The sequence below is a fragment of the Edaphobacter dinghuensis genome (assembly GCF_014640335.1).
Taxonomy (GTDB): domain Bacteria; phylum Acidobacteriota; class Terriglobia; order Terriglobales; family Acidobacteriaceae; genus Edaphobacter; species Edaphobacter dinghuensis.
Window position 1 is genome coordinate 376145 of record NZ_BMGT01000004.1, and the last position, 22213, is coordinate 398357.

Annotated in this window: 22 protein-coding genes; 8 read left to right on the plus strand and 14 right to left on the minus strand. The window is 60.4% G+C overall.

Going from position 1 to position 22213, the window contains the following annotated elements:
- Positions 1–126: 126 nt before the first annotated feature.
- Positions 127–906 (minus strand): DUF5666 domain-containing protein, encoded by a 780-nt coding sequence (locus IEW09_RS17830; protein ID WP_188555606.1) that lies wholly within the window; start codon positions 904–906, stop codon positions 127–129.
- A gap of 142 nt (positions 907–1048) precedes the next feature.
- On the opposite strand from IEW09_RS17830, the gene IEW09_RS17835 reads away from it, so the two are divergent.
- The 3 genes from IEW09_RS17835 to IEW09_RS17845 all read left to right on the plus strand — a co-directional run bounded on the left by IEW09_RS17835 (position 1049) and on the right by IEW09_RS17845 (position 4381).
- Positions 1049–1774 carry a VIT1/CCC1 transporter family protein gene (locus IEW09_RS17835; protein ID WP_188555607.1) on the plus strand — a complete coding sequence of 242 codons (726 nt, stop codon included), beginning with the start codon at positions 1049–1051 and terminating at the stop codon, positions 1772–1774.
- 132 nt (positions 1775–1906) lie between these two features.
- Positions 1907–3223, plus strand: coding sequence for an ergothioneine biosynthesis protein EgtB (egtB, locus tag IEW09_RS17840; protein WP_188555608.1), 1317 nt, complete (start codon positions 1907–1909; stop codon positions 3221–3223).
- A 102-nt stretch (positions 3224–3325) separates the two neighbouring features.
- Positions 3326–4381 (plus strand): cytochrome P460 family protein, encoded by a 1056-nt coding sequence (locus IEW09_RS17845; protein WP_188555609.1) that lies wholly within the window; start codon positions 3326–3328, stop codon positions 4379–4381.
- Positions 4382–4389: 8 nt separating this feature from the next.
- On the opposite strand, the gene IEW09_RS17850 is transcribed toward IEW09_RS17845, so the two are convergent.
- Positions 4390–5073, minus strand: coding sequence for a DsbA family protein (locus tag IEW09_RS17850; RefSeq protein WP_229739420.1), 684 nt, complete (start codon positions 5071–5073; stop codon positions 4390–4392).
- A 231-nt stretch (positions 5074–5304) separates the two neighbouring features.
- Between IEW09_RS17850 and egtD the strand changes: the two genes are divergently transcribed.
- Positions 5305–6318 (plus strand): L-histidine N(alpha)-methyltransferase, encoded by a 1014-nt coding sequence (gene egtD, locus IEW09_RS17855; RefSeq protein WP_308420568.1) that lies wholly within the window; start codon positions 5305–5307, stop codon positions 6316–6318.
- A gap of 5 nt (positions 6319–6323) precedes the next feature.
- Here egtD and moaC read toward each other — a convergent pair whose 3' ends face one another.
- The 10 genes from moaC to IEW09_RS17905 all read right to left on the minus strand — a co-directional run bounded on the left by moaC (position 6324) and on the right by IEW09_RS17905 (position 15371).
- A complete protein-coding gene (gene moaC / locus IEW09_RS17860; RefSeq protein WP_188555610.1) occupies positions 6324–6806 on the minus strand; it encodes a cyclic pyranopterin monophosphate synthase MoaC in 483 nt (160 codons plus the stop codon).
- 28 nt (positions 6807–6834) lie between these two features.
- Positions 6835–8058, minus strand: coding sequence for a molybdopterin molybdotransferase MoeA (locus IEW09_RS17865; protein ID WP_188555611.1), 1224 nt, complete (start codon positions 8056–8058; stop codon positions 6835–6837).
- Positions 8059–8144: 86 nt separating this feature from the next.
- The gene (locus IEW09_RS17870; RefSeq protein WP_229739421.1) at positions 8145–9326 is read right to left on the minus strand and encodes a tetratricopeptide repeat protein; all 1182 of its coding nucleotides are present in this window, start codon (positions 9324–9326) and stop codon (positions 8145–8147) included.
- A gap of 111 nt (positions 9327–9437) precedes the next feature.
- Positions 9438–10133 (minus strand): 7-cyano-7-deazaguanine synthase QueC, encoded by a 696-nt coding sequence (gene queC, locus IEW09_RS17875; protein WP_188555612.1) that lies wholly within the window; start codon positions 10131–10133, stop codon positions 9438–9440.
- On the minus strand, positions 10120–10413 hold the full coding sequence (locus IEW09_RS17880; RefSeq protein WP_188555613.1) for a putative signal transducing protein: 294 nt from the start codon (positions 10411–10413) through the stop codon (positions 10120–10122). The genes queC and IEW09_RS17880 overlap by 14 nt, the downstream gene beginning before the upstream one ends.
- An 11-nt stretch (positions 10414–10424) precedes the next feature.
- Positions 10425–11174: a DUF3108 domain-containing protein gene (locus IEW09_RS17885; RefSeq protein ID WP_229739422.1), complete on the minus strand. Its 750-nt coding sequence runs from the start codon at positions 11172–11174 to the stop codon at positions 10425–10427.
- Between the two features lie 78 nt (positions 11175–11252).
- Positions 11253–11813 carry a methyltransferase family protein gene (locus tag IEW09_RS17890; RefSeq protein ID WP_188555614.1) on the minus strand — a complete coding sequence of 187 codons (561 nt, stop codon included), beginning with the start codon at positions 11811–11813 and terminating at the stop codon, positions 11253–11255.
- Positions 11814–11822: 9 nt separating this feature from the next.
- The gene (locus IEW09_RS17895; RefSeq protein ID WP_229739423.1) at positions 11823–12902 is read right to left on the minus strand and encodes a glycosyltransferase family 9 protein; all 1080 of its coding nucleotides are present in this window, start codon (positions 12900–12902) and stop codon (positions 11823–11825) included.
- 127 nt (positions 12903–13029) lie between these two features.
- Positions 13030–14064: a tetraacyldisaccharide 4'-kinase gene (lpxK, locus tag IEW09_RS17900; RefSeq protein ID WP_188555615.1), complete on the minus strand. Its 1035-nt coding sequence runs from the start codon at positions 14062–14064 to the stop codon at positions 13030–13032.
- A complete protein-coding gene (locus IEW09_RS17905) occupies positions 14061–15371 on the minus strand; it encodes a 3-deoxy-D-manno-octulosonic acid transferase (protein WP_188555689.1) in 1311 nt (436 codons plus the stop codon). Before IEW09_RS17905 ends, lpxK begins: the two co-directional genes overlap by 4 nt.
- Positions 15372–15435: 64 nt before the next feature.
- On the opposite strand from IEW09_RS17905, the gene IEW09_RS17910 reads away from it, so the two are divergent.
- Positions 15436–16125, plus strand: coding sequence for a hypothetical protein (locus IEW09_RS17910; protein WP_188555616.1), 690 nt, complete (start codon positions 15436–15438; stop codon positions 16123–16125).
- Between the two features lie 48 nt (positions 16126–16173).
- Positions 16174–16674 (plus strand): GNAT family N-acetyltransferase, encoded by a 501-nt coding sequence (locus tag IEW09_RS17915; protein ID WP_188555617.1) that lies wholly within the window; start codon positions 16174–16176, stop codon positions 16672–16674.
- An 80-nt stretch (positions 16675–16754) separates the two neighbouring features.
- On the opposite strand, the gene IEW09_RS17920 is transcribed toward IEW09_RS17915, so the two are convergent.
- A complete protein-coding gene (locus IEW09_RS17920) occupies positions 16755–17525 on the minus strand; it encodes a PEP-CTERM sorting domain-containing protein (RefSeq protein WP_188555618.1) in 771 nt (256 codons plus the stop codon).
- A 379-nt stretch (positions 17526–17904) separates the two neighbouring features.
- On the opposite strand from IEW09_RS17920, the gene trmFO reads away from it, so the two are divergent.
- Positions 17905–19383 (plus strand): methylenetetrahydrofolate--tRNA-(uracil(54)-C(5))-methyltransferase (FADH(2)-oxidizing) TrmFO, encoded by a 1479-nt coding sequence (gene trmFO, locus IEW09_RS17925; protein WP_188555619.1) that lies wholly within the window; start codon positions 17905–17907, stop codon positions 19381–19383.
- Between the two features lie 43 nt (positions 19384–19426).
- Positions 19427–20311, plus strand: coding sequence for a PEP-CTERM sorting domain-containing protein (locus IEW09_RS17930; protein ID WP_188555620.1), 885 nt, complete (start codon positions 19427–19429; stop codon positions 20309–20311).
- 28 nt (positions 20312–20339) lie between these two features.
- Here IEW09_RS17930 and der read toward each other — a convergent pair whose 3' ends face one another.
- Positions 20340–22145, minus strand: coding sequence for a ribosome biogenesis GTPase Der (der, locus tag IEW09_RS17935; protein ID WP_188555621.1), 1806 nt, complete (start codon positions 22143–22145; stop codon positions 20340–20342).
- Positions 22146–22213: the final 68 nt, after the last annotated feature.

The following is a 22213-nucleotide window of genomic DNA, read 5'->3' on the forward strand; positions in this document are numbered from 1 at the left end:
TCAATCTACGCACTTCTACCTCGCCTAAGCCCAACTAAAAATCGTTCAGTAAAAACCAAGGAAAATCGATCAATAAAATTTCAAAAATAGAGACAGTAAAAAATCAAAGGTATAGACCCGCAATTCCTACTGGGGACTCGCGGTGCTATTCCCATTGGTTGAGTCCGCAGGAGTTCCGGCCTCATGCCGCCGCCCCTGGCCTCGCGCCGACGCATCCATTACTCTCAACTCCGTCGGCACGAAGAAGCCATTCTTCACGGCACCTCGCCCCATCACCATGTCTCCCACCTTCACATCCGCCAGCGTAATGCTCTCCCCACCTGTACCTCCTGTATTTGCGCCCACGGCAGGCGCTCCCGCCACCGAAGCCTGCTCTCTGCGCCCACCCCGTCGAAACGAAGTTCCTTCATCAGCCTGAATCACCTGGCTCACATGGTCCGGCCGCATCACCGTCAGCTTGGCGTTGTCCATATCAATCGCGGTGATCTTCCCTGTAATGTAGATCTTGCCCAGCTCCTCCCGGGCCTTCTTCACCTGCTCCGCATCTATGACCGCGACAAACACTGCATGGACCGTCTTCGTCGGCGCATCCATCACGCCCATGGCGCCCACGCCATCGCCAGCCTTGATGTCCGCAACCTTAACCGGCTGCCTGTCCTTCATCACCCGTGTATTCGCGGACACCGCTACCTGATAGACATCGCCCTCTTCCGTCTTCACCGTGATCTGGTCGGCGCTCACCGCTGTCACCGTTCCGCGAACCATCTGTCCGCCGGCAAACGCTCCGCGTTCTCCTCCCGGGCCTTCCTGCGCCCGAAGTATTCCTGAACCTGCAAGCAATATCCCCACTGCCAAAGCCAGGCAAATCTGCCTCCACCCCAGCCTGCAACTCCATCTCTGTCTCATCTCGCACGCCCGATCTTCAGGTCTTCCGATCGTCCGAAAGCCGTGTTCATACAGACGTTGACCTCCTGCGAAAGACTCGCCATCCACATAAAAACCTCCTCCTTGCCGTGGCCTAACCTGCCGTCTGCACTACACTACGGCCATGCATCAAGTCGCTCAGAATTCCAACAGCCAACACATAGAAGGCCACTTCGAGTCCAGCGCCGTCGTCCGCGATATCGTCATCGGACTCTCCGACGGCCTCACTGTCCCCTTCGCCCTGGCCGCCGGACTCTCAGGCGCCGTCGCCTCGTCCCACATCGTCGTTCTGGCTGGCCTCGCCGAGATTGCCGCCGGATCGATCGCCATGGGACTCGGCGGCTATCTCGCTGCCCGCGGAGATGCCGAGCATTACATCTCCGAGCGTCACCGCGAAGAGCGCGAGATCGTCGATTGCACCGAGGACGAAGAGGAAGAGATCTACGAGATCTTCGAACGGTATTCGGTCGATCGTGCCGCCGCCGCACCCGTCCTGGCTTCGCTCAAACAGAACCCCGCACAGTGGGTCAACTTCATGATGCGCTTCGAGCTTGGCCTCGAAGAACCGGCCGCAAACCGCGCCCATCGTTCGGCCCTGACGATCGCCGGTTCTTACATCGCCGGAGGCATGATCCCGTTGCTCCCTTACATGCTGGTAAGCGACAACCTAGCCGCACTCAAACTCTCCGTCATCATCACCCTTATCGCTCTCGCCCTCTTTGGAGCGCTCAAAGGAAAGCTCGTAGGCACGGGATGGCTGCGAAACGCCATCCAGACCATCACCATCGGCGGAGCCGCCGCCGCCGTGGCCTACCTCCTGGCCCGCCTCCTCAACGGACACGCTTCCTGACCAACCACGAAATCACGTCATCTCGACCGGAACTGCGGGGTGCAAGCGCGGCGGCCACGCCATTAAAAATCCAACGCCCGGCCCATCCAGAGCATCCAATCCTAGTCTGCACGTCTTCAAGAGAGAAACGTCATGTCCTCCTCCACCGCAACACATTCTGCCGCCACAACTCTTCTTGCGCGTTACCGGGCCGTCCGCAAAGCCACTACCCAGCTCTGTGCTCCACTTTCGCCCGAAGACCTGATGGTCCAGTCCTGTCCCGAGGCCAGCCCAGTCAAATGGCACCTGGCCCATACCACCTGGTTCTTCGAGACCTTCGTCCTCCGCGAACATGTCGGCGCCTACAAACCCTTCCATCCTGACTTTCACTGGCTCTTCAACAGCTACTACAACTCGCTCGGCGATATGCCCGAGAAAAAGCTGCGTGCCTCTTTTTCCCGCCCCTCGCTCGACGTGATTCTTGCCTATCGTGCCTACGTCGACGCTGCAATCGACCGCTTCCTCCAGCAGCCCGTCGTCTCCGGAGCCATCCAGCGCATCACCCTTGGCCTGCATCACGAGCAGCAGCATCAGGAACTCATCGCCACCGATATCAAGCACGCCCTCTTCACCAACCCGCTCCATCCCGCTTACATGGACACGGCGACGGGCAAGAAAAACGATGTCATTGCGCCGCCGCTCGACTGGTCCCGTTTCTCTCCCGGCCTGACGGAAGTAGGTTTCACCCCGAGCCCTGCGGCGAACGATGTCTTTGCCTTCGACAACGAGACGCCGCGCCACTCCGTCTACATCGCGCCCTTCGCGCTGGCGAACCGGCTGGTCACCTGCGCGGAGTATCTCGCCTTCATCGACCAGAACGGCTACACCCGCCCCGAGCTGTGGCTCTCCGAAGGATGGACCGCTCTGCACAGCGAAAACTGGCAGGCACCGCTTTACTGGCAGCGCGACAGCGAGACCAAGTCCGGCTGGTGCATCTACACGCTGCACGGCTTTCAACCATTAGAAGACCTCAGCGAGACCCCGGTCTGCCATCTCAGCTTCTTCGAGGCCGACGCCTATGCCCGCTGGGCAGGCTATCGGCTCCCCACCGAGTTTGAGTGGGAGTACGCCGCCACCCACTCGGTTCCCGCCGCCGGCACAGAAGCCAACCTGCTCGAATCCGGCAACCTGCACCCCACCCCGGCCAGCCACGCCTCAGGGTTGCAACAGCTCTACGGTGACGTGTGGGAGTGGACGCAATCGGGTTACACCGGCTACCCCGGCTACAAACCCCTGCCCGGCGCTCTCGGCGAGTACAACGGCAAGTTCATGTCCAGCCAGGTCGTCCTCCGCGGAGGCTCCTGCGTCACCCCGGCGACCCATATCCGTCCCACCTATCGCAACTTCTTCACGCCGGGCACGCGCTGGCAGTTCTCCGGGTTGCGGCTCGCCAAAGACGTCATCAGATAGAATTACGTCCGCATGCTTTGCTGCCTTCACCACGGGCTTAATTGCAATCGTTCCAGACGCACTTAAATCGGGCTCAGAAACTTCTTTGCGAAGGAGAACACCATGCCTGAACTGATGAGGGAGTCTGCAAATCTGCTATGGATTGGACGGTGGGACAGAGCTAACTGCAGCGCAGCGCTAAAGCACAAACTGATGGTTGGTGTGGTCAGTGCGGCGCTGGGCGTGTTGCTTTCAGGCTGCACAGCGAATAAACAGCCATCTGAGCAGGAAGCCAGCCTGGCCAATGCAGCTAAAGATGTCACCATTCCATTGCAGGCAGGAAAGATGACGAACCCGCTGCCTGAGACGGACGAGATCGTCAGCCAGGGCCAGGAAGTGTTTCTTGGCTCGTGCGCCCAATGCCACGGTGCGGATGCGCGTGGTGACACGAACGTCGGACGCAGCATGTACCCGCCTGCCATGGACCTGACCTCAGCCCACGTGCAGCACTGGAACGACGCGGAGCTGTTTTGGATCATCCAGAACGGAGTTCGCCTCACAGGCATGCCTTCGTGGAAGGCGAGCATCTCCGAGAACGACACCTGGAAGCTTGCACGCTTCATTCACAGCCTTCCCCGCCGCGACGCTGCCTCCGCATCCCCAGCAGTCCCGTCACAATTGCAGGGCGCCACTTCCATGCAGGACAAGTACTCCCTCAAAATACCGAACGGCCTCGCATTCTCCGAGTTCAGAGGATACGAAAGCTGGCCAGTGATCGCCATCAGCCATAACGGAAATATGCTGGCTGCGATCCTCGGAAACCCTGTAATGATCAACGCCTATAAGACGGGAATCCCCGGTAACGGCAAGCCCTTTCCGGACGGAGCCAAAATGGCGAAGGTTCATTGGAACGCGAAGGTGAACCCTTATGAACCCGGTTCGCCGACGGTGCCAGGCACTCAGCATGACGTTGATTTCATGCTGAAGGACAGCAAGAGGTTCGCGGATAGCGGAGGCTGGGGTTACGGCGCGTTTGAATATGACGCGGCATCCAATACCTTCACGCCCGCCACGCTAAAAGACAAGCCGCCACAAGGGAACGACGCCAAATGCGGCTTCGCCTGCCACACGATCGTAAAGGCAAGAGATTACGTTTTTACCGATTACGGGCACAAATAAAGCGGTCTCTACCGGCGTGCCACAGCATGAGCCGCAGGAGCACTCTTCGTCTGCGCGATAGCGCCTTCCACCACACTGGCAAGCTTGGTTGGATCGTTTGGTCCTTCTGCGGTTCCGCCAACGACCTGATAGTTATTCCGAGTGACCACTACCAGGGTCGGCGTCCACTCCACATTCAGGCGCTTGCCAAGATCGTAGTCCGCCTGAACCTTAGCGGCCAGCGCGCCACCGGGATCGACGACCGTCGGCATCTTCTGCCCATGCTGCTGCATCCAGTGCTCGGTAAACTGCCGCAGGTCGTCTTTGCTCGAGATCGACATCTGCGCGACAAAGACGTCGCTGCGATACTCATCCGCAAGCTTAGGGCTCACCTTGTCCTGTAGATAGCGCGCATAAACCGCGCCCTGGAAAGTCCAGATATGTTGCGCCAGCGGAAAGTCATAGCGCACGAGCGGCACATGATACTGCGCGGCCACCTGCCTCTCGATCGGATGCGCCCGCGCACACGCCGGGCATCCCAGGTCCTCGAAGACAATGATGGCGACCTTGCTCCCGACGGGCGGCCTCAGGATGGTGGTGTCGCGAAAGTTGTCGCGTGGGCCGGTTCCAGCGAACTGGGCCTGCATGGCAGGCGTGGCCAAGGTCAGCATCAATCCGGCCGCGGCCGCTACGATCATGTTGCGTATGAACATCAAGGGATCTCCTGCGCACCGTGTACTTTGCAGGGCGCTGGTGCAATTTTAGACATTGGGCCGAGTGTCGTATAGGGTTTCATGCAGGGAGTAAGCCCTATCGTCTCCGGCTTTTAGCGATCGTTTCGCCCAAGCCGACAAAAACTGCCTTTGGCAATCATCATCTGACCCCCGAACTGCATCCAATCGTCAAAGCGGCCAGGCCGCACCTTACGGAGAGGAACTCCTCAAGTGCCATCTATCGCCGCTGTTCCCGAAACAGTTGATGCCACCAGCCATGCCGTTGCCACCGAAGTACGAGCTGGATTGACCGCCTCTCCCCGAACTCTCTCTCCCTGGCTCTTTTACGACGAGGCAGGCTCGCGCCTCTTTGAGGCGATCACCGAATTGCCTGAGTATTACCTGACCCGGACCGAGCGCGACATCTTTACCGCCCACGCCGACGAGATTCTATGGGAAGCTGCCAGCGGCGGCCGGCAAAAGCTGACCCTGATCGAGTTGGGCGCGGGGACAGCGACCAAGACCGGCATTCTGCTGGCTGCCGCCGTGCGACAACAGGGAAGCGTGGTCTATCAGCCGGTCGATGTCTCGGAGTCCGCGCTGGTGATGGCGAGCGAGAATATCAGCGCCAATATTCCCGGCGTTAGCGTGCGCTCGCAGGTGGCCGATTACACGACCCAGGCGCTACCGCTCGACCGGCTGGCAGAGTTTCGAACGCTGGCACTTTACATCGGTTCGAGCATCGGCAACTTCTCGCCCAGCGATGCGGTCGCTCTGCTCCGCAACGTGCGCGCACAGCTGTTGCCTGGAGATAAACTGCTGGTCGGCACCGATCTGGGGCCAGGCAAGCACAAGAGCGCGGCGACCCTGCTGGCGGCGTACAGTGATGCGGCGGGAACGACGGCTGCCTTCAATCGCAATGTGCTGGAGCGGCTGAACCGGGAGCTTGGAGCAGACTTCGACCTTGCGGCGTTCGAGCATAAGGCCATCTGGAATGAGAGTCATTCGCGGATCGAGATGCATCTGGAGTCGCGATGTCGGCAGCAGGTACACGTTCCGGCCAATTCTGCTGGAGGGGCTCTGCGGCTGAACTTTGAGGCGGGCGAGACCATTCACACGGAGAACAGCTACAAGTTCAATCCGGTCAGCGTCGAAAGGCTTCTGCGCTCGGCTGACTTCGCTATCAGCCGAAGCTGGCAGGACGATCAGGGACTGTTTGCTGTGACCTTAGCCACGGCAGTCTAAGAAATTCATGCAGTTTTTGAAGGCTCGCGGCGATAGTCGCCACTCTTGCCGCCGCTCTTGCTCTCGAGCACAACCTCGCGAATGCGGATGCCCTTGTCGAGGGCCTTGGTCATGTCGTAGACCGTAAGCGCGGCCACGGAAGCTGCGACCATCGCCTCCATCTCGACTCCGGTTCCGGCGACGGTGGCTGCGGTGGCCTCGATGGCGACTCCTCCAGCGACGACCGTGGCTTGTACGTCGACAAAACTTAGCGCCAGAGGGTGACACATGGGGATCAGCTCCGAGGTGCGCTTGGCGGCCTGTATTCCGGCAAAGCGTGCTACTTCCAGCGGGTTGCCCTTGGGGTTCTGCGGCAGCGCAGCCAGCACGGCGTCCGAAAGCTCGACGAAGGCTGCGGCGACGGCCTCGCGACGGGTCTGCGCCTTTGCGCTTACGTCGACCATGTGGGCCTGCCCAGCTTCATCGTAGTGAGAGAGCTTCTCGTTCATGGCTCAAGCCTACCGCAATAACCTTGAGCTACCGCAATAGAACCGTAATCACCTCGCCTACGGCAAACCGTTCCTTGTCCGCCGGCAGCACCACATAGCAGTTGGCGCGCGCATTGGCGGCCAGATCGCCTGACCCCTGCCACGCTACGATGCGGACCTGGGGACTCACGCGGTCGTACGTCAAATGGGAGGGCAGCACACGGGTCAGGCCCGGCTTGCCTGCGACGTCTTCGGCCAGCGTCGCCTGGGCGAAGCGCGGCGGCGAGGCGATGGCTCCTGCCATGACGCGTAGCATCGGAGCGACAAAGCAGTGGAAGGTAACCTGCGTCGAGACCGGATTGCCGGGCAAGCCAAAGAAATATTGTGCAGGGAAGCCGCCGCTGGCCGGGAGCCTGCCGAAGACCACCGGTTTGCCCGGCTGCATCTTTACGCCGGTAAAGAAGAACTCTGCGTTCATCGTGTGCAGCACCTCTTCAACCAGATCGTACTTGCCCATCGAGACTCCGCCCGAGAGCAGCAGCAGATCGCTGCTTCGTGCTTTGAGGATGATCTTCTCCAGATCGTCGCGCCGGTCGCGAGCTATGGGAAGGCGAACGGCCTCTGCACCTGCTTCTGCGGCTAGAGCGGCAAGGGCGTAGCTGTTCGAGTTTCTTATCTGCTGGTCGCCTGGGGTCTCGTCCAGCTCCACCAGCTCGTCGCCGGTGGCCACGATGGCCACGCGAGGTCTGCGGTAGACGAACAGCCCGGAGAGGCCGCAGGAGGCGGCGAGTGCGATCTCCGCTGCGGCGATTGCCGTTCCGCGTGCGATCACCATATCCCCTGCGCGGGCCTCGCTGCCGCGGGGGACGATGTTTTCGCCTGAGGTCAACGGTCTGCCTTCTGCCAGGCGCAGGGAATCGCCTTGTAGCTCAACGTGCTCGATCATGGCTACGGCGTCGGCGCCCGCGGGCACAGGCGCGCCGGTCATGATCTCGATGGCATTGCCGGGCTCAAGTGGCTGGCCTGACCAGCGCTCGCCTGCGCGTATCTGCCCAATGACTTTTAGTGTGCCGGTGTCTGCCGCGCGCAGGGCAAAGCCATCGCGGGTAGAACGATCGAAGGGGGGCTGGTCGCGGTCTGCCGTGACCGGTTCAGCGAGCACGCGACCGAGGCAATGGAGCAAGGGCTCTGTCTCTGTCTCCAGTTTGTGCAGATCGGCGGCATGGCGCTGCACCAGCTTCAACGCTTCGTCGAAGTCGAGGATGTGGTTCATGGCATCCGTCCCTTCTTGTCACTCAAGGTTAAAGTAAAAAGCCCCGGGCTGAATTGCCCAGGGCTTTCTTTGTGTTGTGCTGCTGGCTACTTCTTCTTGCTGCCGGGGGCGCGGTAGCTCGATTCGACCTTGGCTCCGATACCGGTAAGGATGCCCTTGATATCGGCGGCGTGGGGGCCGTCGGGAGCAAGCGCAAGATACTGCTGGTAGGCCTCGACGCATCCCGGAGGAGCGACGATCTTCTGCGTCTTGGGATCAACAGTCGCCTTCGGAATCAGCGCCTGGCCCTTGATGTAGTAGGCATCGGCACGCTTCGGATCGGCGGCGATGGCCTTATCAGCCGCGGCGCCCGCTTCGTCGAGCTTGCCGGAGTTGTAGAAGGTGGCAGCCTCGTTGAAGTAGTACATGCCGGCGTTGGCGGGATCGGCCTTGGCAGCATTGTCGTAGGCTGCGGTGGCGTCCGCCGTGTTTCCGCTCTTGCTCAACGCCTGACCAAGCTGGTTGTATGCCGCTGCCGCTGTCTGCGGATTGGGCTTCTTCTCGGCGGTGTTCAGATCGATGGCCTTCTTGTAGGAGTCGGCCGCGTCACCAAACTTCTTCTGCAGGCCCGGATCGGTGGCTGCGGTGCCTGACTTTTCCGCGGCATTGGCTGCACCAAGCTGCGCATCGCCCAGAGCGACCCAGAGGATAGGCTCGTCGGGTTTGGCGGTCGTGGCGCCCTGCATGGCGGTGATGGCAGCGTCGAAGTTGCCAGCCTTGGTGTCGGCGCGGGCCTGAACGAGTGTCTTGTTCAGGTTGGCGATCTTGGAGTTGGCCGCCATCGCCTCGGCGTTCTTCTTCTTGTACTCTTCGAGCTGCTTCTTCTCGTCGGGAGACATCTTGTCGATGTACTCCTTGCGGCTCATATCGAAGTTGACGAGCTTGTCGTCGTTGGCCAACAGCGCAACGCTGTCGTTGTAGTCGATGCTCTTGTCGTCGACGAAGACGACCGCGACGTAGTTGCCGGGGGCGATGCCGGTTCCCTTGTAATCGCCGTTCTGGTCGATGGGGAAGGTGTAGGCGTACTTGCGGCTCTTCGCGTCCGAGGTGCGGTCGGTGGTCAGCTTGACGTCGCCCTTGGTGATCGGCTGGTTGATGGGGTTGTTGACGTGGCCATGAATGCTGGCCGTCGTCTGCGCCATGGAGAGCGACGGACGCGCCATGGCGACGACCACCAGCAGCGCGATGGTCAGGGTGCTGATCTTGAATAATCCGAAATGCTTCTTCACTTTTCTCTTCTCCTGGCCCCTTTGGATGCAGGCGGATATCGTCGTTCTCGAGGTTGCTACACAAAATCTCGAAGTTGCTTCACAAAAACTTTGATGCTCATTCGGCCCTCATCAGGCGATGGCATACGGTATGGGATCTGTGGCTCCGGCTTCGCGAAAGGCACGCAGTCGCAGCAGGCAGCTCTCGCAGACGCCGCAGGCCACGGTTTCGCCGGAATAACAAGACCAACTTACATGGAACGGAGCACCCAGTTCAACTCCCAGCCGGACGATCTGGCTCTTGCGCAGCTCGATTAACGGGGTAACGATTCGAATATCGCCCTCTTTTGTCCCCATCTGGATGAGTTTGTTGAACGCCTCGTAATACGCAGGCCGGCAGTCGGGATAGCCGGAGCTGTCCTGCTCGACCGCGCCGATGAAGACCGTCTTCGCCCCCAGCACCTCGGCCCAGCTTACAGCCGCTGAGAGGAAATGCGCGTTGCGGAAAGGCACGTAAGTGACTGGAATCTCATGGCCGATGCTTGCCTCGTCGCCGCCTGTGGGAACGGCGATACTTTCGTCCGTCAAGGCTGACCCGCCGATCTTGCGGAAGAGGTCCATCTTGAGCGGAAGCAGCTCACGCACACCGGTAAGGCGAGCAATCTCCTCTGCGGAGCGCAGCTCACGCGCCTCGGTACGCTGGCCATAGCTGAAGTGCAGAGCATAAACATCGAAGTCGCGCGCGGCCAGGGCGGCGCAGACACAGGAGTCCATACCGCCGGAGAGGCAGACGACGGCGCGGGGTCGGGTTTGTTCAGGCTGGGTCATCTTGAGGGTCTGTGCTATCGGATGCGCGCTCTTCCGCTGCGGATGCGTCGTCGGAGTCCTCAGCGAATTCGAGGATCTCGCGGGCAGCCTCTTCGTCCTTCTGATGCACCTGCAACTGTGCCCAGAAAGCAGCGTTGAGCAGGCTATTGCCGTGCTCGCCTTCAAGGAAGCACTCAATGCCAGCCGATTCGAGCGCGCCCTTGGCCATCTGAGCGAAGACCGGTTCGATGAACTCGGCGACGGTGACGTACTCTTCAGGGTCCTGCGTCTTTTCAGCCATGCCAGCGCCTCCTATTTAGTGTCGTACGACTGCAGGTGAAAGGTGATCGTCCCCCAGAAGAGCTGGGCGCGAATCTGCACCGGGATGTGCCGCGGATCGTCCGTGTACCAGATCCAGATCTTGCCGCGATTCTTCACCACGCCCTCGTCCGCGGTAGGCTGCACGCGGATGGTCTGGAAGGTTCCCGCCGGTGTCTTGATCTCTTCGCGCGCCTCGACCTTCATCACCACAGTGACGGTGCGCATGGAGTCGGCCAGCGGAAAGCTGACCGTCTTGCCGATAATCAGCGGCTGCGAGGCGGCGTAGAAGATCGCTGAGAGAGAGTCGGTGACGCACGCGGGGATCGAGGCGGTCTGCGTCTTCGAGGTGCCTTTGACCAGATTGCGCTCCACCTGTGTCTGTTTGCCCTGCCCGTAGTTGAAGCTGAGGTCGCTTGAGACCTTGCGGCGGCCCTCCTGCAACTGTTTGCTGAATCCCGTGGAGCAGCCGGTACGGGTATCGAATCCCGACTGGAAGCGGTCGACGACCGGGAAGAGCATGGTCACCGCGCCTACGGAATCGGCAGTGGCGTTGACCTTTTGCACATTGCCCTCGCGGGTCAGATTGAAGACGGCTGTCCCAGCGGTGAAGACGCGCCAGTCGACGGTATAGCTCAGCGTCTCCTGCGTAGGGAAGGCATAGCCCGTCGGTGGCGGCTGCAGCGTCGGAATCGGGGTCTGCTGCTGCGCGAGCGCCTGTACCCCGCAGGGCAGGGCCGCCAACAGAAGTGTGGCAAAGGGGATAAGGTTCGATCTACGTTTAGACAGAGGCCGCTCGCTGGATTGAAATGGTTGAGTTTGCTACCGCTTTAAAAACAGCAGGCGCGCTGCCAGCGCCGCGTAGATGGCGATGGCACCCATGCTGGCATTGTACTCGCGGTGGTGCAGATAGAGCTTAGACGAAAAACTTCCGGAAACGTCTGAGGTCGGCGCGGCAGTCAGCCGGGGCAGCAGCCGGGGGACGTTTTTGGCGTACTCGTCGAACCCGGCAAAGTGCTCGCGCAGGTACATCTCTTCTGAGCGGATCGTAGGCAGATAAATTGCCGCGAACAGTGCAGCCAGCACGATCAGAATAATCCAGCTCGCCGCTGCCGCCGCAAAGCCGAAGGCAATCATCATGGAACCCAGATAGAGCGGGTTGCGCGTATGTGCGTAAGGGCCAGTGCGCGTCAGCTCAGCATTCTTGCGGACATATCCGGCGGCATAGGCACGCAGCCACACCCCCGGCACCACCAGCAGCAGGCTGAGCAGCATGGTGTGCCAGGTTGGCCGGGCAAGCCACAGGAAGACCGCGGCAAAGATAAATCCGAGGGGGACGCGGATACGACGGGCGATCCGCTGCCATTGTGTTCGTTCACTCACTGCTTTACCTTATCGCGTCGGCTGCAACAGGTCGAACGCCGCCGCGATGACCTCCTCCGCCGTGATCTGCATCAGGCCCTTCTCGGTGGCCGCGTGGCGGGTGTGATCTTTTTTGCTCGAAGCATGGCGCAACACCCGCGAAGCCGTCCCATAAGGCCCATTTCGCGCCGGATCGGTAGGCCCGAACAGCGCCACCACAGGCCGCTCCAGCGCCGCAGCCAGATGCAGCGGCCCGGTATCCCCGGCGATCACGAGGCTGGCGTGCCGGGTCAGCGCGATAAGCTGCCCGATCGAGCAGGGAACTACGACCGCCGCCCCTCCGCTGGCGTTGACGACCGCATTGGCGAGGATGTCCCCCGCAAAGACCGCATTGACCAGCGGCACATAGCCAGCCTGCGCCAGCGCAGCAGCAACCGCGCCGTAACGCTCCGCGGGCCACTGCTTCGCTCCCCATCCGGCTGAGGGTGCGATGAGCGCAAACTTCCTGCCCTCAGGCGCAACCCGCGCCAGAAGCTCATCCCGCCACGCCTCACTGGCCTGATCTGCCGGAAGTTCTATCTTCGTCGATGTCAGCCGCTCTCCGACAGCAGCCCCAAGCAACTCGCAGCCCTGCTCGATCACATGCGCCGCACTCATCGGTATCTTTTCGCCATACAGCCACCGCGCGGGCTGCTCACGAGGATCAGCCGGACCGGCAAACTTTCCCCCTCCCGCCATCCAGCCGATCATCGAGGAGCGTATCGAGCCCTGCATATCGACACAGAGATCGAACTGCTCTCCACGTAGCTGGCGTCGCACCGCGGCGATGCTTCGAAGCGTCTCCAGCGAAATGGGTCGGCGCTTCCACTGCCGCGTCGGCACCGCATAACAGCGATCCACCAGCGGCATCGCCGCGCCACGCTGCGATGTTGCGCTCGATTGCAGCAAGTCGCGCCAGCAGGGATCGATCGCCCATCCAATAAACCAGTCAGGATGCCGCTGCCGCAGCGCCGCCACGGCGGGCATGGCGTGCAGAACGTCACCCATGGCACCGATGCGGATGATCAGGACGCGGGGTGGGCGATCTCTGCTTGACGAGATAAGGGGCAACCTATTCAAACTGTAATCTTCTCAGAACTCATCTAAAACCAACTAAACCCTATCACCACGTCATCTCGACCGCAGCGCAGCGGAGTGGAGAGATCCCTGTATTTTTCTTGGAGACAAGGCCTCTGCCTCAGCGGTTCTGGCTGCGGCGGTCGAGGCGCTTCTCCATCGCGAGCAACTGCAGCAGCGCCGCCTGCTCGTCTACCAGCTCAGCGCTTAGCCGTGCTACCACCAACGGCCCCGCTGCCTCCAGATGTTCGCGCATCACTGGAGTGAGCTTCACGGCGTCCTTTTCGGTGGTCACAAATCCGTCCGCGCCATGCTGCCGCGCTGCTTCGAGCAGATGCTTGATATCGTAATCGGTGTAGGCGTGGTGGTCTGGATAGATGGTCGTCTCGACCGGGAGACAACCCTCCGCCAGCAGCATGTCGGTAAATCCTTTCGGCCTGGCGATGCCGCAGAAGGCCAATGGCCGCGCGGACAGCGGCTTCTCTGCATCGCCGTCAAGGCTAAGCCGCCGCCGTATCACCCAGACCGCAATCGGCTTCTTCTTTTGCGGAAGATCGGTGATGAAGTGCTGCAACCGCTCCGCTTCTTCTTCGCGCACGACAATCACATCGGCTTCACGCAGCATCGACAAAGGCTCACGCAGATTGCCTGCGGGCAGCAGCGTGTCCTCCACGTCTTCCTGTGTCAGCAGGACGACATCGATATCGCGAGCCAGCTTGCGATGCTGAAAACCGTCGTCAAGCAGATGCACGGCAATCTTTCCCGGAGCCTCGGCCTGTTCGGCCAGCAGACCGGCGCTGTAGCGGTCCGCACCTACAAACACAGGCACGCCGGTTCGCTGCGCCAGCAACACCGGCTCGTCGCCGAACCATGCGGCATCGCCGTAGGGCTCTACGCGCTCGACTGTTTTAGGAGCGCGGCCAAAGCCTCGCGTCAGAATCGTTATGGCATAGCCGCGCCGGCGCAGCATTCCGGCCAGCGCCATGACGACCGGTGTCTTTCCTGCGCCGCCCGCCGATACGCTGCCTACACTGATCACCACGCTGGCGAGACGCCGCTGCTTCAGCCAGCCGAATCGAAGCATCTGCCATTTGACGGCCAGCACCGCTCCGTAGAGCGGGGACAGCGGCAGCAGCAATGGTCTGCGGATGCTCATCGGACGCTCCCCACACTCCCCTTCGATAGCCCGGTTAACGCCAATGCAGTCAATGCCTGCACGGTACGCGCCGTTGCTCCGGCCTGCATGTCAAAGACGCTGCGCGCACGCGCGCCGATTGCATGGGCCTCGTCAGTATCACGCAGCAGGGCGATGGCCGTCTCGGTGAACGCTGTTGCTGAGATGATCCGAATGGCGTCATGCTTCTGCAAGACGTTTACGATCTCGCGAAAGTTTTCAAACGACGCTCCCGTCATCACTGCAACGCCAAATCGTGCAGGCTCCAGCGGATTATGTCCACCGGCCTTAACCAAACTGCCGCCCACAAACGCCACCGCACCCAGCGAGTACGCTGCGGCAAGGTCACCGATCGTATCCAGCAGAAAGATGCTGCCTGCCGTCAGCGGCGCGGGATGCTCCCGAAACTCGCTTGCGCGAAGCGTCGTAAATCCATCTCTGCCAATCATTGCAGCAACAGCAGAGAAGCGGTCCGGATGCCGCGGGGCCAGCACCATGACCGCATCCGGCTCAGCCGCGAGCACCGCCGGCCAAGCTGCCAGCAAAATCTTTTCCTCGCCATCGAGCGTCGAGCCGCAGACAACCACCCGCGCCTTTGCGGGCAACTGGTCGCGCAGCATCGCGACCAGTGGAGACTCACGGCCTTCGCGGAGATCGTACTTCAGGTTGCCTGTCACCTGTACCCGTTCGGCGGGCGCGCCAATCTGCACCAGTCGCTCAGCGGTCTCCTCGCTCTGAGCCAGAAACAGCGATATTTTTTCGAGCAACGGGCGCCAGAGCCGCCGCAGCCGCATGTAACGCGGGAAAGACCTGTCTGACACCCGCGCATTGACTACGGCCATCGGTACACCTGCTTTAGCGCATTGCAGGATCAAATTTGGCCAGAGCTCGCTCTCCATCAGCACAAGCAACTTCGGTTGCAAGACACGCAGATACCGCCGAACGACAAAAGCAAAATCGAGCGGAAGGTAGAAGACGGGAAGCTCCGGCAGTCGCTGCTTTGCCAGCCGCTGCCCGGTCGCCGTCGTCGTCGAGACGGCGATCAGCCACTCCGGCCGCGCTGCGCTCAACTCGCGAATCAGCTGTGTTGCCGCCATCACCTCGCCGACCGAGACGGCATGGACCCAAACCACCTCGCGTCCAGCGACTGCCGCCCGCAACTGCTTCGGCACAAATCCCAGCCTCCCGGCCAGTCCGGCGCGATAGCGTCCGCTGGTCGCCATGCGCAGCAGCCACCACGGAGCGCCCAACACAAGGGCCGCCAGCAGCAGCGCGCTATACACACCCATCGTCACTCTGTCATGCCCCTCGCTTTACCTTGTATGCCAGCGAAGATGATAATCAACACAGGCTATGAACTCCCACCGATATGAGTCATCTCAGGCAATAGTTTCACAGACTCTCGGAGTCATCGCCACCATCTGCATCCTCGCAAGCTGTGCCGTGGCCGCAAGTCACAAGGCCCCCCCGGTAAAACCGGCGAACCAGTACGCTGCCTTCGATACGCATCCTGCCGAACATGTCACCATCGGCATCGACCCCTGCAACGATCCCGACAAGTGCAGCTTCTTCCGCCTGCCCTACATCCAGCACGGCTTCATCCCGGTGCGCGTCATCATCACCAACGACGGCGATACCGCGCTCACGCTCAACGATGTGCGTATCCAGTTCATCTCCGCCGCCAACGATAAGATCCCCGCCGCCGATCTCGACGAGATCAACCGCCGTCTCTTCAATCTGAAAAAGAGCATGGGCACGCACCTTCCGCTGCCGATCCCCGTCACCATCCATCATCCCGCAGTCGACAAAAAAATCACCGAAGACGACACCGACTTCGGCTTCCAGAGCACCACCGTCAACGCGCACAGCAGTCTCGGTGGCTATCTCTTCTACGACGTTCGCGGCCTCGACGACCCACCACTCAAAGGCGCGCAGATCTACGTCAAGATGATCTATACGCTCGATCGCAAGCACGAGCTTTTTCCTTTTACCATTCCGTTCGACAAGTGGCTCGCCGCAAATCCATCAACATTGAAGCAATAGAATTTTGTGAGTGAAGCCCTACAACTTTTCGCATCGAGAAGAAAATCCATGCTCAACATCCGCCCCGCCACTCCCGCCGACGTCCCCCAGATCCTCGCCTTCATCCGCGATCTGGCCACCTACGAGCGCTACCCCGGCGCCGTCTACGCCACCGAGGCCGACCTCCACCGCGACGGCTTCGGCCCCACGCCGCGCTTCCACTGCCTCATCGCCGACTGGGACAACGCACCCGCAGGCTTCGCCCTCTACTTTCACAACTACTCCACCTGGCGTGGCCATCACGGCATCCACGTCGAAGACCTCTTCGTCCTCCCCGAGCATCGCGGCAGAGGCATCGGCAAAGCGCTGCTCACCCGCGTCGCCGCCATCGCCGTCGAAGAAGGCTGTCATCGCCTGCAATGGGACGTGCTCGAGTGGAACGCTCCTGCCATCGGCTTCTACGAGCAGATGGGCGCAACCATGATGAAGGAGTGGCGCATCATGCGCGTCCACTACGAATCGCTTCCAGCACTTGCAGCACAAAGTAATAGACTTGCACTGGACGCTTAGCCTTAAACAAAAGAGGCCATCGCCACCAAAATATCTTCGGTGACGACAGCCTCTTCAGCCAGCTCTTAGGTCAGCTCAAACTAGGCCATCAGCTTGCGCCGCAACGTGCCGACCAGTCCAACCATTCCTGTGCCCAGCAACAGCAGTGAACCCGGCTCTGGAACAGGCGAGGCGGTAAAGTTGACGCTCGTACCGGCAAACGGCTCTCCATAGGTGCTAAGCACTTTGCCATTGAGCGAATCGCCCGCGCCATAGCTCAAACCCAGCCCCGGCAATACACCGTTGCTCCACACATCGACGTTGTAGCCTCCCTGAACGTTGAAGAGCAGGCCATAGATGTCGAGCAGGCCGCCGCCAAAGGGGTACGGCGGGTTCGGATCGCCCGGACCCGGAGGAGGACATACCGCTGGCGAGTCACCCGCCGGATAGAACAGGTTGTCCCACGAGAAGCCATAGCCGTCTGCCTGACTCCCCGGCGGGACAAAGGAACCGGCGTAGGGCTGGCCGGGCGGCGTGATGTTCGTAGGCAGTCCGGTGGTCTGCAACCCTGTAATTGCCACGTTCGAAAGCCCAAGATTCGAGTCCGAGAAGCTGCCGCTAATGCCGGTCACCTGATAAGCGCCAGGTACGCCGGGAACTGTCGCCGATGAAACGTCGATCACACCAGAGGCGCTAAGCCCGCCGCCGCTGAACGAAAAGGTATAAGAGTCAGCCTTGGCTGCCGGAGCCAGGGCAACACTCGTTGCCAGCACCAGCAAAGCGGAAAGAATGACGTTGGAGCGGGAAGCAATGCGTGCCGATACCCACCGTGCAGCCGCGCACGATGGTCTACTGTCCAATGAAATGTTCATGGTGTTCTCCTCGGAAACAAAGTTGGGCCCTTTGTGATGTCGGGGAGGGAACCCAGAGTACCATGCTTTGTGTTAAGGGCAAGCCTTCAGCCGTGCCATAAGTTCCTCATTTGCAATACAGCCGCTGAGAGAGTCCGGTTGATAGCTGTTCGGCTTCGAGCCGACGCCCTTGACGCCCCTCGTATAATTGAAGAAGGGGGCAAGGCCACATCTCAACCACTTCTGCCACGGCGTCCGCGTCGTAGTGCGTATCTAAGTGGCTTAGATCGAAGACTTTGCGGACCAGGCTTGCGTAAAATCAGGACTTTGGCGACCTGGTCCAGACCTAAAGTATCTGTTTCGAAGACTTTGCAGACAAAAGTAGGGAGAGGGGGGTACCTTGGCAGAACGAGCTACAAAGCGAATCAAAGTCATCGGCGGAGGTCTCGCCGGTCCCGAAGCGGCGCTGCAAGCCGCCCGCTACGGCTGCGAGGTCGACCTCTACGAGATGCGCCCCACGCGCTCGACCGAGGCCCACCAGACCAGCGACTTTGCTGAGCTCGTCTGCTCGAACTCCCTCAAGTCCGAGTCCGAAAACACCGCACCTTGGCTGCTCAAGCAGGAGATGCGCCGCGCCGGTTCCATCCTCCTCGCCGAAGCCGATGCCTCCGCCGTTCCCGCCGGTCATGCACTCGCCGTAGACCGCATCGAGTTCTCCCGACGCGTAGCCGAACGCATCGCAGCCGAACCGCGCATCACCGTTCACCGCGAAGAGGTCACGCACATCGATGAGAACGACCCCAACACCATCACCATCCTCGCCAGCGGACCGCTTACCTCGTCCGCGTTAGCAGCGGAGTTGCAACGGCTCACCGGCTCAGACTACCTCGCCTTCTACGACAGCATCAGCCCTATCGTCGACGCCGGCACCATCAACATGGACCGCGTCTACTTCGCTGCCCGCTGGGACAAAGGCACGGCAGATTACATCAATTGCCCCTTCACCAAAGAAGAGTATGACGTCTTTCTCGACGCCCTCACCACCGCCGAAGCCGTAGAAGCCAAACCCTGGGAACAAATTCCCGAAGCTGCCTTTGAAACACGTCATCTCGACCGAAGCGAAACGGGTGCCCCAGGTCTCGATTCTGAGACCTGGGTTTCCAGTGAATCCAAGGGAAGTCAACCAACCCCCGAAAAGCTGCAATACTTCGAGGGCTGCCTGCCTATCGAAGAGACTGCCCGCCGCGGACGCGACACCCTCCGCTTCGGCCCCATGAAGCCTGCTGGACTCACCAACCCCAAAACCGGCCGCTGGCCCTACGCCGTCGTCCAGCTTCGTCAGGAAAACCTTCGCGCCGATAGCTATAACCTCGTCGGCTTCCAGAACCACCTGAAGTTCGGCGAACAAAATCGCGTTCTAAAACTCATCCCCGGCCTCGAGAATGCGACCTTCCTGCGCTACGGCCAGATTCACCGCAACACTTACATCAACGCGCCGACGCTGCTCACCGAGACCTTGCAGCTCAAGGCGCATCCCAGCATCATGATCGCCGGACAGCTCAGCGGAGTCGAAGGCTACACCGAATCCATCGCTTCAGGGATGCTCGCCGGACGCTACGCCGCCGCGCTCGCCCACGGCAAGACGCCCACTCCCGCTCCCCGAGCCAGCGCCAATGGCAGCCTCACTCACTACATCACCCACGCCGAAGGCAAAAAATTCCAGCCCGCCAACATCACCTTCGACCTGCTAGTTCCGCTCGAAGAAGAGTTACGCAAAAAAGTCCGCGACAAAAAAGAGCGCCATAAGATTCAATGCGGGCGGGCCTTAGAAGCATGGAATGAATGGCTTGCCAAGCCACATCTTCATAGCGCGTGCTAGAATTCCGACTCCTCCCCTACGTCTTTCGCTAACGAGGTTTCCCATGACCCGGCCCGCGAAGTTTTCTAAAAATCTCATCGTCCTTTCGATCATTGTGGCTCTGGCATTTCTTTGCCTTCAGCCCTCAACCGCACGCGCCGACAGCATTACTCTTTCTGCTCAGTATTTCGGCAACGCTGTCACCTTGTGTTCTAGCAGCGCGAACCCGGCAAACTGTACCGGCGCTCAGGCCACGGGTTCTCTTGCCACCGGAACCATCGGCGCTTCAGCCGGGTTTCCGCTCGGTGATTTGCCCTTGCCTGGCTTCGTAGGGCAGACCACAGACGAGGCGATCGCCAGCTCTGCTCTCCTTTACAACTTCACCAGCAGCGTGCCGAACGGAACCGCGGTCATCAATCTGCGCGTCACCGGCAGTTCTTCGGTCTCTACCAACGGAATCCCCAACTCCATCTGTCCGGCAGGAACACCTTGTAGAGCAGAGGCAGGCATCGGAATTGTATCCGGCGAATCCTTCGTTGGTGCAGCTCCCGGCACAACCGAGGACGTCCTCGCCAATATCCTCAACAGCGGCTCTGAAGGCGCACCAACGGGACCAATCCAGATAGTTGTGCCAATCAATGGCAGTGTCGCCAATCTTTCCTTTACTCTTACTGCTCTTGCGGAGTGTCCATCCCTCACGGCGCTTCAAATGTCGGAAGGTATCTCCTGCGTAGCAGTTGCCGACTACCTGGATCCGCTGACGATCTCGGGAGCGAGTATTTATGACTCGAACGGCAACCTGGTGCCCAACGCTACTCTGGTTTCGCAGTCTGGATTCAGCCTCACCTCAGCCGCTACGCCCGAGCCATCGTCAATATTTCTTTTCGGAACAGGGATCTCTTTGTTATGTCTGGCAAGCCGAAGATTGCGCGACAGGATCAGGCTGTAAATCCAGGTAGAAGGTTGTTGCCAAAACTCTACTCAACCTTTTTCTTATTGCGCGCCTTGATCTTGAACCAGATCGGCGATCCGATAAACCCGAAGTTATCGCGGATCTGGTTGGTCAGAAACCGCTCGAACGAGAAGTGCATCTTCACGTCCTTGTCGGTGAAGAGCACAAACGTCGGCGGCGCGACCGCAGCCTGCGTCATGTAATAGATGCGAATTCGTTTTGCCATCGGGACGGAAGCCTTCTGGAAGTCGACCTTCTCCAGAAAGCGGTTCATCTGTCCGGTGGTGACGCGCTTGCGCCGCTCTCGTGCAACCAGTTCCACCTTCTTGAAGACTGACTCGACATTCTTGCCTTCAGCCGCGGAGATGAACAGCAGCGGAGCGTAATCCAGATACTTCAGCGCATCACGCACCTGCTGCTCGTAGACTTTGATATCGGCAGGAGGCTTGCCGTCGGTGCGCGCCGTCGTCATCAGGTCCCACTTATTGACGACGATGATTACGCTGCGTCCGCTCTCGTGCGCGTAGCCGCCGATGTTCGCGTCCAGCGCGGTCACGCCTTCGACTGCATCGATTACCAGCAGCGAAACATCGGCTGCTTCGAGATGCTTTCGCGCCATCACGACGGAGAGCTTCTCGGCCATCAGCTTTGTCTTGCCCTTGCGGCGAATGCCTGCGGTATCCACAAAGCGGAAGCTGTGTCCGCCGCGTTCGACGACCTCATCGACCGCATCGCGCGTGGTTCCGGCAATCGGCGAGACGATAGCGCGCTTGCTTCCCGTCAGCGCATTCAGCAGCGTGCTCTTGCCGACGTTCGGCCTGCCGATGATGGCGATCTTGGTCTCCCTCTGCTCATACTCGCCGTGCGTGCGCAGCTTGCGGATCGGCTGCGGCCCGTCCTCATCCTCGGCCATCTCGTCTTCGGCAGTCAGCATGACCTCGGTCGGCTCTTCGTCCACCTCTTCAGGAGGCAACGAAGCGAAGACTTCGTCGAGCAGATCGCCGATGCCGCTGCCGTGCTCGGCAGAGATTGGCAGCACATTGCGGAAGCCCAGTCGGCGGAAGTTCTCCGCGCCGGCCAGCAGCTCCTGCGTGTCCATCTTGTTTACCGCGAGAAACACCGGCTTGCCGCCGCGAAGCAGTAAACGCGCCAGTTCTCTATCGGGCGAAGCCAGTTCGGTGCGGCCATCGACGACCATGACGATGGAGTCCGCTTCTTCAAGCGCGACCTGTGCCTGGCGGAAGATCTCGCTGGGAATCAGCGCTTCGTCGTCGGGAATGACGCCGCCGGTATCGACGATGCGCGCATCGCGGCCAGCCCACTCGATCTCGCCATAGATGCGGTCGCGCGTGATGCCGGGCTCGTCGCCGACGATGGAACGCCGCGAGCCTGTCAGGCGGTTGAACAGCGTGCTCTTGCCGACGTTTGGCCGTCCGCAGACGGCGATCAGCGGCAACTCCTGCGCTTCGGCGCTTTCGGTGACTGTGGACAACTGCGCGGCGATTGCCTCGGCCTCGCGCCAGTCATCCTCGCCGATGTTCTCTCGTCCGGCAATGTTGGAGGAGCGCGGCGTCTGACGGCCTGCGATTCTATCTGTGGGCCGTGTGCTTTGAGCTGGCCTTAATGTCTTCTTGGTCTCGAACTCGGGAGAGCGCTTCGACACCAGCTTGGCCTTGGCTGCCGCTGCCTTCTTTGTTGCCAGCACTTTGCGCTTGCGCGGGTCTACGGCTCCGGTAGTTGGAGCGACTCGCGGCGCTCGTCCCTTCTTGGGGCGAGTCTTTGCCTGTCTGTGTTTTTTGCCCAGCCGCTTCCTATCGTCTTTTTGAGCCACGGTGAATGTCCATCTTTCTCCCACACACCTGATAAGGCGGCAAGGCGATTACGCTAATTCTTCGCTAC